This window comes from Aureimonas jatrophae (assembly GCF_900104035.1).
Lineage (GTDB): Bacteria > Pseudomonadota > Alphaproteobacteria > Rhizobiales > Rhizobiaceae > Aureimonas > Aureimonas jatrophae.
Genome location: NZ_FNIT01000006.1, coordinates 141,778 through 154,086 on the forward strand (window position 1 = coordinate 141,778; position 12,309 = coordinate 154,086).

A 12,309-nucleotide genomic window follows, 5' to 3' on the forward strand; every position below is an offset into this window, starting at 1 on the left:
TCGGATGGGTATTATTCTCGGCCTGATCATCACGGTCGGCTGCGTGCTCGGCGGCTACGTTGCGGCTGGCGGACACCTCTACGTCCTGTGGCAGCCCTACGAACTCGTGATCATTCTCGGCGCGGCGCTCGGAACGTTCATGATCGCCAACAGCATGAAAGTCGTGAAGGACACGGGCAAGGCCATCGTCGAGGCCTTCAAGAACTCCGTGCCCAAGCAGCGCGACTATCTCGACCTCCTCAGCCTCCTTCACTCGCTGATGCGAGAGATGCGCTCCAAGTCGCGCTCCGAGGTCGAGGCCCATGTCGACAACCCGGCCGAGTCCGCGATCTTCAGTGCGTTCCCGAACATCCTGAAGAACCAGGCGATGACCAACTTCATCTGCGACTACTGCCGCCTGATCATCATCGGCAACGCCCGCCCGCACGAGATCGAGGCGTTGATGGAGGAGGAGATCCAGACGGTCGCGCGCGACCAGCTGAAGCCCAAGCATGCCATCCAGGACGTCGCCGACGGCCTGCCGGCGCTTGGCATCGTCGCCGCGGTTCTGGGTATCGTTCACGCCATGGGCGCCCTCGACCAGAGCCCGGAAGTGCTCGGCCACCTAGTCGGCGCGGCGCTGGTCGGAACGTTCGCCGGTATCTTCTTCTCCTATGGCGTGTTCGCGCCGCTCGCCAACAAGGTGAAGAGCGTGCGCGAGAAGAAGATGCGCCTCTACGTCATCATCAAGCAGACGCTGATCGCCTACATGAACGGCGCGCTTCCGCAGGTCGCCCTCGAGTACGGCCGCAAGGCGATCTCGGCCTACGACCGTCCGACCATCGACCAGGTCGAGGCCGAGACGATCGGCGGCGCCGCTCCGGCTGCAGCATAAGGCGGGGCCGAGATGGACATGATCACCGAACCCGGCATCTCCGAGCGGCTCCGCTCGGCGGCCCGCCTGGAGCCCGACCGCTTCCCGCGTCTCAAGGTTCTGGGAACCCAGTGGGCGGAGGCCGCCGCCACCAAGCTCAACGCGACCTATGCCTCGCCGGTCCAGGTCGAGTTCGCCGCGCTTTCGACCTTCGTCTTCTCGGGCCAGGCGATGGAAGTCGCCGAGACCCAGGTCGCGCTGGTGATGCGCTCGCCCCAATGGCGCGAGCAGGCGCTTCTGACGGCCGATGCGCGCTTTGCCGATACCGTGAGCGAGGCGGCCTTCGGCGGCGACGGGCGCTCGCCGTCGGACGGCAAGCGCGCCCTGACCAGCGTCGGAAAGTTCTTTTCCGACAATGCGCTACGGGCCTTTGCCGAAAGCGGGAACACCGTCTTCGCGGACGTCCTGCCGCTCGGCATGGTGCCGGACCGCCTTCTCGCCGAGGGTGTGGGCGAGAAGCTCGAGGCGCTTCTGGCGCCCGACAACCGGAACTTCGTCGAGTTCCGCTTCCGCATCAGCATCGGCCGGTGCGAAGGCGCACTGCGCGTCGCCCTGCCCGAGGCGGTGCTCGCGCCCCACAAGCGCAAGTTCGCGACGCTGCCCGAGGCTGCGCCCTCGATCGTCGACGAGGCCTGGGCCAAGGGCCTCGAGGCGAGCGTCCAGAAGGCCGACATGCAGGTGCGCGCGTTCCTCGGCGAGCACAAGACCACGCTCGGCGACGTCGCCTCGTTCCAGGTCGGCCAGACCATCGCGCTCGACGTCCTCGTCGACAGCCTGCTGGTCGTGGAATGCGAGGGCCAGCGCATGTTCCGCGGGCGCATGGGCCGCTCGCGCGACAACTACATGGTGCGCATCGAGGAGACCATCGATCCCACCGAGGAGTTCATCGATGACATCCTGGCTGACTGATCTCGTTCTGATCGCCGCGCTCTGCATCACGAGCTGGCGCGTCGGCGCGATGTACAAGGAACTGCAGCGTCTTCGCTCCGGCGAGGCGGGCTTCAAGGTGGCGCTGGAGGAGGCCGACGCCTCGATCAACCGCGCCGCCAACGCCGTCGTTCTTCTCAAGAGCGAGGGTCTGCGGACGCTACGTGCCCTGGAGGAGCGCATCGCCGAGGCGAACGAGCTCGGCGAGCGGCTCGAGGTCGTTCTGGAAAGCTACGAGCGCGCGCGCCATGCGGCACCTGCCGTAGCCGAGGAGACCCGCTCCCGCCTCGCGTCAGTTCCGTCAGCTAATCGTTAACGAACCGTTGGGCGAGAGCCCGCGCGACCATCGGACAGGACGTCCGTCGCACCCACGGCTTTCTGAAGGAAGACATCCATGCAGGACGACACCCTGGATCTCGAGGCGAACCCGGCCTTCGATCCCTCGGCCTTCGCGGCCGGTGGCTTCGGCGCCGACGAGGCGTCGTTCGGGGTCGAAGAGGCCGAGATCGTGTCCTCGATCGGACCCGGCCAGCCCAATCTCGACGTCATCATGAACATCCCGGTGACGATGCAGGTCGTGCTCGGCTCGACCGTCATGCCGGTGGCGAACCTGATGAAGCTCGGCCGCGGCGCGGTGGTCAAGCTCGACACCAACATCTCGGACCCCGTGGACCTCATGGTCAACGGCCGGATCGTGGCGCGCGGCGAGGTCGTGGTCCTCGACAACGAGGATTCGCGGTTCGGCATCACGCTGACCGAGATCGTGACGCCGGCCAGCGCCGCGCAACCGCGCTCCAAGTCGCACAGCTGATCCCAGAATCCCGATGTTAGGCGCCTCCTACTCTTTGCTGGAAGCCGAGCGGAGCCCGAAGTCGGGCGCCGCGCGGGCGGCGATCCTTCTCCTGGCCATGGGCGGGGAGGGCGCGGCCAAGCTTCTCAAGCATTTCAGCCCCGAGGAACTGCGACAGCTGCGCCAGGGCGCGGCCGCGCAGAGCCCGATCAGCAGCCTGGAGCTGGAGGAGATCGTCTCCGAGTTCCAGGACGCGTTCCGGAGCGGCCCGGGCCTGATTGGGCTCGACGGCGAGCTGTCCAAGCTCCTGCGCAGCTCGTTGTCGAGCGACGAGCTGGCGCTGGTGTTCCAGGGCGAGGAAGCGGCGACCGACACCGGACTGCCGGTTTGGTACGAGCTGGAGCAGCTGGGCGCCGAGGCGATCGGCACGCTTCTGTCGCGCGAGCACCCGCAGGTCGCGGCCTATGCGCTTCAGCGCATCAAGGCGGAAGTGGCCGCCGCGATCGTCGCGACCATGGAGTCCGAGCGGCGCAACGACGTGGTGCGGCGCATGCTGTCGGCCAAGCCGCCAACCGAAACCATGCAACGCCTGATCGAGCAGCGTTTCCGCGAGGCTTTCGTCCAGGGCTCCAACGGCGCCGAGCGCCGCGCGCGCCATGCCACGCTCGCCGAGATCGTGAACCGCATGGAGAAGCAGCAGACCGAGGAACTGCTCCAGGCCATCGAGGTCGAGGAGCCCGAGGAAGCCGTCGCGCTGCGCAAGCTGCTCTTCGCCTTCGAGGACATCCTCGCTCTGCCCCGCAAGTCGCGTCTTCTCCTGTTCGACGCGATCCCCACCGAAACCGTCACGCTGTCGCTGGCGGGCGCCGAGCCCGATCTGCGCGAGGCGGTTCTGTCCTCGCTCGGCGCACGAGCCCGGCGCATGGTCGAAGCCGAACTGTCACGCGGCGAAGCGGGCAACGCGGACGCGGTCCAAGCCGCGCGTCGCACGATCGCGGCCAGCGCGCTGCGCCTGTCGGCCGAGGGCCGGATCGACCTCAGCGAGAAGGCCGAGGGCTGATCGTTCCCCGTCCACCGAGCGGGACGGGGACCAAGCCTTGAGGAGGCACGCGGATGGCCGAAGGCGAGGACAAGGAGTCCAAAACCGAGGAAGCGACCGAGAAGCGCGTCCGCGACACGGTCGAGAAGGGCAACCTTCCGGTCTCGCGGGAAGCCCCGATCCTCGCCTCGCTTCTCGCGGCCATCGCGATCGCGGTGTTTCAGCTTCGCGACAATCTGGCTCAGCTGACCGACGACCTGCGCGTCACCTTCGAGAACCCGCTGCAGTGGCCGCTCGGAAACGGGATCGACGCCCTCAGCGTCCTGCATGCCATGAGCGTCCAGAGTGCGCGCGTAGTCCTGCCGGCCTGCGGCTTGTTCGTCGTGGCCGGCATCCTCGCCTCGCTCCTCCAGAATCCGCCGCAGATCAATCTCGAGCGCATCCGGCCGAAATACTCGAACATCTCGCCGGTGCAGGGATGGGGACGCTTGTTCGGACGGCGCGGATTCACCGAGTTCGGTAAAGCCTTATTCAAGGCGTCGGCGGTTACGATCATCGTCGGATGGATCCTGTCCGAAGATTTGACGGCGCTGCTGCAGACGATGTTCTCCGATCCGCTCCTGCTTCCCGAGACGATCCTGAAGCTGTCGATGCGACTGCTTGCGGCCGTGACGATTGCGACCATCGTCTTGGTGGCGGCCGACCTCCTGTTCTCGCGCATCCTGTGGCGGCGCGACCTGCGCATGTCCAAGCAGGAGATCAAGGACGAGCTCAAGCAGAGCGAGGGCGACCCTATGGTCAAGGCGCGCCAGCGCCAGATCGCCCGCGAGCGGACCAAGCGGCGCATGATGACCGCCGTGCCCAAGGCGACCGTCGTGATCGCCAACCCGACGCACTACGCCATCGCGCTTCGGTACGTTCGCGAGGAGGGTGGCGCGCCGCTCGTGGTCGCCAAGGGCGTCGACGTGCTCGCGCTCAAGATCCGCGAGATCGCCGAGACGCACGACATTCCGGTGATCGAAGACAAGCTCTTGGCAAGGTCGATGTACGACCATGTCGAAGTCGATCAGATGATCCCGCCGCAGTTCTTCAAGGCGGTGGCCGAACTCATCTACTACCTGCACACGCGCCAAGCTCCGCGCATGGAGATCGGTGCAGCATAGCTGATCGAAGCGTTCTTCGCGTCCCGCCGTTCCGGCATCCGCATTCGAAGGTTCCCATGGGCTCTCACGTCATGCTCAACGTTCGCAACCAGCATGCAGTGGAGCGGGAGAAGATCCTGGCCGCCGGCATCAAGGAGGTGGTTGCCGAACTGCGGCTGGTGGAGGTCGTCGACTACGTCGCCTTCCTGCGCCTCGATCTCCTTGGCAATATCGCGGACATCGTCGATTCGTCCGCACAGCTTTTCCTGCGACCCGGCACCTTGAGGTTTGCCGACGGCGGCGACGTCCAGCTTGGCTGGGGCTCGGTTCCTCGCATCGATCTCGACATGGAGTTTCGAAGCGAGGGCGTCACGGTCCACTTCCGCCTGGAACTGTCGGCGACCATGGCTGCGGTCCAGATCAACTACATCGCCTTCGCCGAACCGGACGCCGACCCTGCGATCAACACCGAGCGACTGGCATCTGCCGTGGAGGCCGCGCGCATTCCGCGTTCCCTGAAAGCCTAAAAGCCGTTCCAGTGCCATGACAGGCAGGGCCCCGATCGCGTCAGCGGTCGGGGCCCTTTCGTTTCAGGCTCGTTAATGCTTCGTTAATACTAGTTAACATAAAGTAAATCATAAGAAATCTGAATTCCGAACAGCTTCGGACAAGTGGTCGAACCTAGAAGCGAATGTATCGCATCTTACGACCGGATCGACCGCCTTGAGCGAGTTCTACCTCTTCGGATTGTCGTCCCGCCGCGCCGAATGGCTAACCCAGCGCCAGAACGTCGTGGCCGAGAACGTCGCCAACGCCGACACGCCCGGCTTCAAGGCCAAGGAGATCTCGGCCTTCACGACCGTGCTCGATCGCACGAGCCTCCAGATGTCGGGTTCGTCGGGCGCGCATCTCGTAGCCTCGGCGGGGCGCGACTTCGGCATCGACGAGCAGCAGCAGACGCCGTGGGACGTGACCCATTCCGGCAACTCCGTGAGCCTCGAGCAGGAGATGCTGAAGTCGGGCGAGATCCAGCGCGACTACGCGCTCGACACGTCGATCGCGAAAGCCTTCCACCGCATGTACCTGACCGCACTGAAGGGCTGATCCGCCATGATCGACGCCATCTCCTCCGCCTTGAAGGTCGCGGCCAGCGGCCTCGAAGCCCAATCGACCCGACTTCGCATCGTCTCCGAGAACGTCGCCAACGCCCGCTCGACGGGTGAGACCCCGGGCAGCGATCCCTATCGTCGCAAGACCGTATCCTTCACCGGCGAGCTCGACCGGCTGACCGGCGCCTCGATGGTCAAGGTGGATGCGGTTGGCCTCGATCGGTCGGAGTTCAAGGAAGAATACGATCCGGGCAACCCGGCGGCTGATGCCGACGGCTACGTGAAGATGCCGAACGTCCAGCCGCTGGTCGAGATGGCCGACATGCGCGAGGCCAACCGCTCCTACGAGGCGAACCTCCAGGTCATCAAGCAGACCCGCGAACTGCTCAACCTCACCATCGACCTCATGAGGGGCTGACACCGATGCTTTCCGCCGTTTCCAACAGCTTCTCTCGCATGGACTCAATGCCGGTCCGCGCGCCCGGCCTGTCCGCGCCGAACGCGGCCGCGACCGCCGCCGCAGCCCCCGAGCAGAGCTTTGCCGCCGCCATGGCGGAGGTGATGCAGGACGCGAGCCGTTCGCTGAAGGGCGCCGAGACGACCTCGATCCAGGGCATCAATGGCCAGACCTCGACCCAGGCCGTCGTGGACGCCGTGATGGGGGCCGAGCGCACCCTCCAGACCGCGGTCGCGCTGCGCGACAAGGTCGTCTCGGCCTATCTCGAACTCTCCCGCATGTCGATCTAACGGAAAGCCAGAACCCATGCGCGCCCTTGCCATCGCCGCCACCGGCATGAACGCCCAGCAGACCAACCTGGAAGTCATCGCCAACAACATCGCCAACATCAACACGACCGGTTTCAAGCGCGCCCGCGCCGAGTTCACCGACCTTCTCTACCAGGTCGAGCGCACCGCCGGCGTGCCCGCGCGCGGCGGCGAGAACCTCGTGCCGGAGGGCGCGCAGATCGGCCTCGGCGTGCGAACCGCCGCGATCCGCGACATCCACCTCCAGGGAGCGCTGGAGCAGACCGGCAACGACCTCGACGTCGCGATCAACGGGCAGGGCTACTTCCAGATCCAGGGTCCCGGCGGCGAGACGCTCTACACGCGCGACGGCGCCTTCAACAAGAACGACACCGGACAGATCGTGACGCTGGACGGCTTCACGGTGGATCCCGCCATCACGGTTCCCGAGAATACCACCAAGATCGCCGTCAACGACTCCGGACAGGTCTATGCGACCGTGGACGGCGAGGACCAGCTCCTGGGCCAGCTGACGCTGGTCAACTTCGCCAACGAGCCCGGGCTCGCCGCGCAGGGCGGCAACCTCTTCCGCGAGACCGCGGCGTCCGGTGCGCCGATCGCCGGCGTCCCGGGTGATCCGGGCTACGGCGTCATCAAGCAGGGTTATCTGGAAAACTCCAACGTCGACCCGGTGAAGGAGATCTCCGAACTCATCTCCGCGCAGCGCGCCTACGAGATGAACTCCAAGGTCATCCAGGCCGCCGACGAGATGTCGGGCGTCGTCTCCAAGGGAATCCGCTGATCCATGCGCGGCCGCCTTCTCCTTCTCTTCGCCGCCTGTCTCGGCGCGAGCCCGGCGTCGGCGGCCGACATCGCGCTCTTCGTTCCGACCGCCGTCGTTTATCCCGGCCAGAACGTGCTCGACCGCGGTGTCATCGCGATGCGCTTCGACGTTCCCGGCGAGCGGCTGTCGTCCTATGTCGTGGAGCAAGGCATGCTGCGCGACCGCGTGGCGCGCCGCACGCTCCTGCCCAACCAGCCGATCCTCCTGTCGGATCTCAAGTCGCCCAACGCGGTCACGGCTGGCGTCGCGGCGACGCTGATCTATCGGGAGGACGGTCTTCTGATCACGGGCCTCGGCACGCCGCTCCAGTCGGCCGGCGCGGGCGACGCGGTGCGGGTGCGTAACGTCGACAGCGGCGTCACGATCAGCGGCGTCGCGCAGGAGGACGGTACGATCGAGGTCTCCTCCCGATGACCCGCCCCCTGTCGCGCTTCTCGACGCTTCTTCTGTGCGCCGCGCTCGCCGCCCCGGCGTCGGCGGCCGACTATGTCGGCGGACCGGCCTATGGGCAGGCCGGCATCGGCGCACGCGAGAACTTCCAGACCGTCGTGCCGCGCGTTCGTCCGGCGGGCGGCGTCCGCATCAAGGACATCACCACGATCAAGGGCGTGCGCGACAACCAGCTCGTCGGCTACGGCCTCGTGGTGGGCCTCCAGGGCACGGGCGACTCCCTTCGCAACTCGCCGTTCACCGAACAATCCCTGCAGTCGATGCTGGACCGCATGGGCGTCAACGTCCGCTCGGCGAACCCGCGCACGCGCAACGTCGCCGCGGTGGTCGTGACGGCCGACCTTCCGGCCTTTGCCGGAATTGGCTCGCGCATCGACGTATCGGTGTCGTCGCTGGGCGACGCGTCCTCGCTCATGGGCGGCACGCTGGTGATGACCCCGCTCTATGGGCCCGACGGCGAGATCTACGCGGTCGGGCAGGGAGCGCTCGCCGTCTCGGGCTTCTCTTCCGAGGGCACCAACGAGAGCCTGACGCAGGGCACGCCGACCACCGGCCGGATCGCCGGCGGCGCCCTGATCGAACGCGAGGTCCCGCGCGCGACCGTCGATACGCCGCTCGTGACGATGGAACTTCGCAATCCCGACTACCGCACCGCGATTCGCGTGGTGGACGCGGTCAACGCTTTCGCGGTGTCCACCTACGGCAAGCCCGTGGCGCGCGAGCAGGACTTCCGCACGATCCAGCTGACGCGGCCCACCAAGATCTCGACGACCCGCTTCATCGCGGATCTCGGCGACCTTCAGATCACGCCCGACCAAGCGGCCCGCGTTGTCATCGACGAGCGGACCGGGACGGTGGTGATGGGGCAGGACGTCCAGATCTCGACGGTCGCCGTCACGCACGGATCGCTGACGGTGCGCATCACCGACATCCCCAACGTTTCTCAACCGGCGCCGTTCAGCGACGGCCAGACGGTGGTCACCAAGGATACCGTGGTCAACGCGGAGCAGGGCGGCGGCAACCTCGCCATCGTCCAGGGCGCGAACCTCGAAGCGGTCGTGCGCGGCCTCAACCGCCTAGGGCTGAAGCCCACCGGCATCATCGCCATCCTCCAGGCCATCAAGACAGCGGGCGCGCTGCAGGCCGATCTCGTGGTGCAGTGACATGACCCGAACCGCTCTCAACCTGGCGCTCGTCGCCTTCCTTGCGGCCGTGCCGGCTCACGCAGAAGAAGCGTCCGGCGGTGCGGCCGCGCCCGCCGCACCTGCGGCGCCCGCCAAGGTGCGCGTCGTCGGGCCCAACGGTCAGGCGGTCGCTCCGGCGGAGCCCGCGCCCATGAGCGACGTCGAGCGCTACTGCGCCAATATCGCGGACCCCGCGCTCGACGCCCGCAACGCGTTGCAGCTGAAGAAGGTCCAGGAAGCCGAGGGGCAGCTTTCGGAGCGCATCGATCAGCTCGAGGCCAAGCGCCAGGAAGTGCAAGGCTGGATCGCCGAGCGGAAGGCCTTTCTCGACTCCACCGCCGGGATCATGACGGACATCTACTCGGCCATGAAGCCGGACGCGGCGGCCGCCCAGCTCGCCGGTCTCGAGCGCCCCGTCGCGGCCTCGCTCCTGACGCGCTTGAAGTCGCGCCAGGCAAGCGCGATCCTCGCTGAGATGCCGGCGCCCGTCGCGGCCGAACTGGCCGATCTGATCGTTCGCAAGACCGATCGCGGTGCCACGACCGCCGCCACCGAGGCTCCCAGCGCCGGATCGGAGAACCGCTCGTGAGACAGGTCGCCTCGCTTCTCGCCCTGCTCATGCTCGCGGGCTGCCAGACGGCGACGCGCGACGAGCTCATGCGCGAGCCGATCCTGACCCCGCCGGGAACCGGTCTCAACCAGTTTCCCGCCGTCGTCGCGCCCGAACCGACCGCCTACGAGCCGCCCCGCAACGTGAACTCGCTCTGGACCGGGCGCAACGCCGACTTCTTCCGCGACACGCGCGCCCTGAACGTCGGCGACATCGTCACGGTGAAGATCAAGATCGACGACAAGGCGACGCTCGACAACAACACCAAGCGCTCGCGCGACTCGGGCGTGAACGTCGGTGCCGATCTCAAGGGCGCGCTCGGCTCCTGGGACCTGCCCACCGTCGGCACCACGCTGGGCCTGAAGGGCGGCACCAAGACCACCGGCAAGGGAACCGTGGACCGCAAGGAGGAGATCAACGTCTCCGTCGCGGCCGTCGTCACCCAGGTTCTCCCGAACGGCAACCTTTACATCGCCGGACAGCAGGAGGTGCGCGTCAACTTCGAGGTCCGCGTCCTCTCGGTCGCCGGCATCATCCGGCCCGGCGACATCCTGCCCAACAACACGATCCCCTACGACAAGATCGCGGAAGCGCGCATCTCCTACGGCGGACGCGGGCGGTTGAGCGAGGTTCAACAGCCGGCCTGGGGGCAGCAGGTGCTGGATCGGGGCTTGCCCTACTAACGGAACCGCAAGGCTCGCATCAGCACACTTTCTTAACACTCGGCGCTGTCGGGGCTCTGGCCCGGGCGGCACCGATCGCCGTCCGGCGGCAGGAGATCCCTGGCATCCGACACGCCGGGAACGCCCGCCATGACCGAACTCTCCCCCGAAGCGCTGGCCATTCTGAGTGGCGCGGGCGCCCCCCCGAAGCGTAGCGGCTGGATCGCGACCGCCGGAACCGTCGCGGCCCTGACGCTGGTCGCGGCCGGCGGTGGCTGGGCACTCGGCACCATGCTCGGCGCCAAGGAAGCGGTGCCGCCCGTCGCCGAGGCAACGCCCGCGCCCGCGGCTGAGCCGACGCCGGCCGAGACCGTTCAAAGCGCCATCGTCCCGTTGGCTCCGGTCACTGCCGACATCTCGTCGCCGCCCGGCACGCAGCTGCGCCTGGGGGCAAGCCTCGTCATGAAGGCCGGCAGCACCGCGGACACGGCGCTGATCGCGGCTCAGGTCCAGGCCGATACGGTGGTGTTCGCCCGCTCGCTGGAACTCGCCCAGGTCGAAGGCTCGCGCGGCCTTCTGCACCTGCGGGAGGATCTCCTGGAGCGTGCCAAGCTGCGCTCCGCCGACGTCGAGGACATCCTGATCGACACGCTGGTGGTCAAGTGAAGCGGTCCACCCTCCTGGGACTGGCGCTTCTGCCGGTCCTGACGGTCCCTGCGCTTGCGCAGGACGCCGTCGCGCAGGCCGCCGGCGATCTCGCCTCGCTGATTCCGGCGGGTGACGCGGCGGTCTCGGGCCGCATCGTCCAGCTGTTCGGCATCGTGACCGTGCTTTCGGTCGCCCCAGGCCTCCTCGTCATGGTGACGGCCTTCACCCGCGTCGTGATCGCGCTGTCGATCCTGCGCACGGGGTTGGGCCTCCAGTCGACGCCCGCCAACCTCATCCTGATCTCGCTCTCGCTCTTCATCACCTTCTTCGTGATGATGCCGACCTTCGATCAAGCCTGGCGCGACGGCTTGCAGCCGCTGATGCGCGGCGAGATCCAGGAGCAGGAAGCGCTGCCGCGCATCGCCGAACCCTTCCGCGAGTTCATGCTCGATCAGGTGCGCGAATCGGATCTGGCCTTGTTCGAAAACATCAACCAGGCCTCGATCCGCGACCGGTTACCCGAGGTCGAGCAGGGGGCAGGGGATGGACAGGTCGTCGACTTCCGCGTTCTCGTGCCCGCCTTCATGATCTCCGAGCTGCGGCGCGGCTTCGAGATCGGCTTCCTGATCGTTCTTCCGTTTCTCGTGATCGACCTGATCGTCGCGACCCTCACCATGTCGATGGGCATGATGATGCTGCCCCCCACGATCATCTCCTTGCCCTTCAAGATCTTGTTCTTCGTTCTGATCGACGGTTGGAACATGCTGACGGGATCGCTCGTGCGGTCCTTCCTGTAGCGATCCACCGTGCCGGTAGGTCTCCGGCCCGCGCCGATCGCCGCCGCCCATCTCGCTCACGAAGCCAGGGCTCCCCGTTCGTTCGCAAGCGCGATCGCCGGGAGCCCTGGCTTCTGCGTGGCAGGCGTTCGTATTGGCACCCAAACGAGAGCGGGTAACGGCTCGGCCGTTCCCAGACGGCGGACGTCATCATCGACCCGGCAACAAAAACTGGCGAATCAACTGGACCCCGAACACGAAGACCGGGCGTCGTGCTCTCAGGCCGCGCGCGGTTGGGGCTCGGTCCGACGCGTCGGCCTCGCAAAGTCGCCCGGTCTCTGGTGACGACCGGCAGCCGACCAAACGTCAGCGACATCGACCGGCGTCCTCGTTCGGCGAGCTGAGACCGAACTCCTGACGTCGAGCGTTCCCACGACCAGCGCGTCGCTGTCCTAATCTCCGTTACGGCTG

17 protein-coding genes are annotated in these 12,309 nt (G+C 66.9%); all 17 read left to right on the plus strand.

What is annotated here, in order from left to right; translation table 11 throughout:
* The first annotated feature begins 4 nt into the window (after positions 1-4).
* The 17 genes from motA to fliP all read left to right on the plus strand — a co-directional run bounded on the left by motA (position 5) and on the right by fliP (position 11,859).
* Positions 5-874, plus strand: a complete 870-nt coding sequence (gene motA, locus BLQ76_RS14170; RefSeq protein ID WP_090674443.1) for a flagellar motor stator protein MotA — start codon at positions 5-7, stop codon at positions 872-874.
* Positions 875-892: 18 nt separating this feature from the next.
* The gene (locus BLQ76_RS14175; RefSeq protein WP_170842601.1) at positions 893-1,822 is read left to right on the plus strand and encodes a FliM/FliN family flagellar motor switch protein; all 930 of its coding nucleotides are present in this window, start codon (positions 893-895) and stop codon (positions 1,820-1,822) included.
* The gene (locus tag BLQ76_RS14180) at positions 1,803-2,156 is read left to right on the plus strand and encodes a hypothetical protein (protein ID WP_090674448.1); all 354 of its coding nucleotides are present in this window, start codon (positions 1,803-1,805) and stop codon (positions 2,154-2,156) included. Before BLQ76_RS14175 ends, BLQ76_RS14180 begins: the two co-directional genes overlap by 20 nt.
* Positions 2,157-2,234: 78 nt before the next feature.
* The gene (fliN, locus tag BLQ76_RS14185) at positions 2,235-2,651 is read left to right on the plus strand and encodes a flagellar motor switch protein FliN (RefSeq protein WP_090674450.1); all 417 of its coding nucleotides are present in this window, start codon (positions 2,235-2,237) and stop codon (positions 2,649-2,651) included.
* A gap of 13 nt (positions 2,652-2,664) precedes the next feature.
* On the plus strand, positions 2,665-3,690 hold the full coding sequence (locus BLQ76_RS14190; RefSeq protein ID WP_090674452.1) for a FliG C-terminal domain-containing protein: 1,026 nt from the start codon (positions 2,665-2,667) through the stop codon (positions 3,688-3,690).
* A gap of 53 nt (positions 3,691-3,743) precedes the next feature.
* Positions 3,744-4,832, plus strand: a complete 1,089-nt coding sequence (gene flhB, locus BLQ76_RS14195) for a flagellar biosynthesis protein FlhB (protein ID WP_090674454.1) — start codon at positions 3,744-3,746, stop codon at positions 4,830-4,832.
* Positions 4,833-4,888: 56 nt separating this feature from the next.
* Positions 4,889-5,338: a hypothetical protein gene (locus tag BLQ76_RS14200; protein WP_090674456.1), complete on the plus strand. Its 450-nt coding sequence runs from the start codon at positions 4,889-4,891 to the stop codon at positions 5,336-5,338.
* Between the two features lie 196 nt (positions 5,339-5,534).
* Complete coding sequence (gene flgB, locus BLQ76_RS14205) at positions 5,535-5,915, plus strand: flagellar basal body rod protein FlgB (RefSeq protein ID WP_090674459.1); 381 nt, start codon at positions 5,535-5,537, stop codon at positions 5,913-5,915.
* A 9-nt stretch (positions 5,916-5,924) separates the two neighbouring features.
* The gene (gene flgC, locus BLQ76_RS14210; RefSeq protein WP_170842608.1) at positions 5,925-6,338 is read left to right on the plus strand and encodes a flagellar basal body rod protein FlgC; all 414 of its coding nucleotides are present in this window, start codon (positions 5,925-5,927) and stop codon (positions 6,336-6,338) included.
* A gap of 5 nt (positions 6,339-6,343) precedes the next feature.
* Positions 6,344-6,667 (plus strand): flagellar hook-basal body complex protein FliE, encoded by a 324-nt coding sequence (gene fliE / locus BLQ76_RS22550; protein WP_090674464.1) that lies wholly within the window; start codon positions 6,344-6,346, stop codon positions 6,665-6,667.
* Positions 6,668-6,683: 16 nt separating this feature from the next.
* Positions 6,684-7,466 carry a flagellar basal-body rod protein FlgG gene (flgG, locus tag BLQ76_RS14220; RefSeq protein WP_090674466.1) on the plus strand — a complete coding sequence of 261 codons (783 nt, stop codon included), beginning with the start codon at positions 6,684-6,686 and terminating at the stop codon, positions 7,464-7,466.
* A 3-nt stretch (positions 7,467-7,469) separates the two neighbouring features.
* On the plus strand, positions 7,470-7,922 hold the full coding sequence (gene flgA, locus BLQ76_RS14225) for a flagellar basal body P-ring formation chaperone FlgA (protein WP_090674468.1): 453 nt from the start codon (positions 7,470-7,472) through the stop codon (positions 7,920-7,922).
* Positions 7,919-9,121 (plus strand): flagellar basal body P-ring protein FlgI, encoded by a 1,203-nt coding sequence (gene flgI, locus BLQ76_RS14230; RefSeq protein ID WP_090674470.1) that lies wholly within the window; start codon positions 7,919-7,921, stop codon positions 9,119-9,121. Before flgA ends, flgI begins: the two co-directional genes overlap by 4 nt.
* A gap of 1 nt (position 9,122) precedes the next feature.
* On the plus strand, positions 9,123-9,731 hold the full coding sequence (locus tag BLQ76_RS14235) for a MotE family protein (protein ID WP_090674473.1): 609 nt from the start codon (positions 9,123-9,125) through the stop codon (positions 9,729-9,731).
* A complete protein-coding gene (gene flgH, locus BLQ76_RS14240; RefSeq protein ID WP_090674475.1) occupies positions 9,728-10,435 on the plus strand; it encodes a flagellar basal body L-ring protein FlgH in 708 nt (235 codons plus the stop codon). The genes BLQ76_RS14235 and flgH overlap by 4 nt, the downstream gene beginning before the upstream one ends.
* A 129-nt stretch (positions 10,436-10,564) precedes the next feature.
* The gene (locus tag BLQ76_RS14245) at positions 10,565-11,080 is read left to right on the plus strand and encodes a flagellar basal body-associated FliL family protein (RefSeq protein WP_090674478.1); all 516 of its coding nucleotides are present in this window, start codon (positions 10,565-10,567) and stop codon (positions 11,078-11,080) included.
* The gene (fliP, locus tag BLQ76_RS14250; protein WP_090674480.1) at positions 11,077-11,859 is read left to right on the plus strand and encodes a flagellar type III secretion system pore protein FliP; all 783 of its coding nucleotides are present in this window, start codon (positions 11,077-11,079) and stop codon (positions 11,857-11,859) included. The genes BLQ76_RS14245 and fliP overlap by 4 nt, the downstream gene beginning before the upstream one ends.
* Positions 11,860-12,309: the final 450 nt, after the last annotated feature.

Bases quoted from the DNA above. Each gene is read 5' to 3' on its own strand.
- motA (WP_090674443.1), top strand. From the start codon at position 5: ATGGGTATTATTCTCGGCCTGATCATCACGGTCGGCTGCGTGCTCGGC.
- BLQ76_RS14175 (WP_170842601.1), top strand. From the start codon at position 893: ATGATCACCGAACCCGGCATCTCCGAGCGGCTCCGCTCGGCGGCCCGC.
- BLQ76_RS14180 (WP_090674448.1), top strand. From the start codon at position 1,803: ATGACATCCTGGCTGACTGATCTCGTTCTGATCGCCGCGCTCTGCATC.
- fliN (WP_090674450.1), top strand. From the start codon at position 2,235: ATGCAGGACGACACCCTGGATCTCGAGGCGAACCCGGCCTTCGATCCC.
- BLQ76_RS14190 (WP_090674452.1), top strand. From the start codon at position 2,665: ATGTTAGGCGCCTCCTACTCTTTGCTGGAAGCCGAGCGGAGCCCGAAG.
- flhB (WP_090674454.1), top strand. From the start codon at position 3,744: ATGGCCGAAGGCGAGGACAAGGAGTCCAAAACCGAGGAAGCGACCGAG.
- BLQ76_RS14200 (WP_090674456.1), top strand. From the start codon at position 4,889: ATGGGCTCTCACGTCATGCTCAACGTTCGCAACCAGCATGCAGTGGAG.
- fliE (WP_090674464.1), top strand. From the start codon at position 6,344: ATGCTTTCCGCCGTTTCCAACAGCTTCTCTCGCATGGACTCAATGCCG.
- flgG (WP_090674466.1), top strand. From the start codon at position 6,684: ATGCGCGCCCTTGCCATCGCCGCCACCGGCATGAACGCCCAGCAGACC.
- flgA (WP_090674468.1), top strand. From the start codon at position 7,470: ATGCGCGGCCGCCTTCTCCTTCTCTTCGCCGCCTGTCTCGGCGCGAGC.
- flgI (WP_090674470.1), top strand. From the start codon at position 7,919: ATGACCCGCCCCCTGTCGCGCTTCTCGACGCTTCTTCTGTGCGCCGCG.
- BLQ76_RS14235 (WP_090674473.1), top strand. From the start codon at position 9,123: ATGACCCGAACCGCTCTCAACCTGGCGCTCGTCGCCTTCCTTGCGGCC.
- BLQ76_RS14245 (WP_090674478.1), top strand. From the start codon at position 10,565: ATGACCGAACTCTCCCCCGAAGCGCTGGCCATTCTGAGTGGCGCGGGC.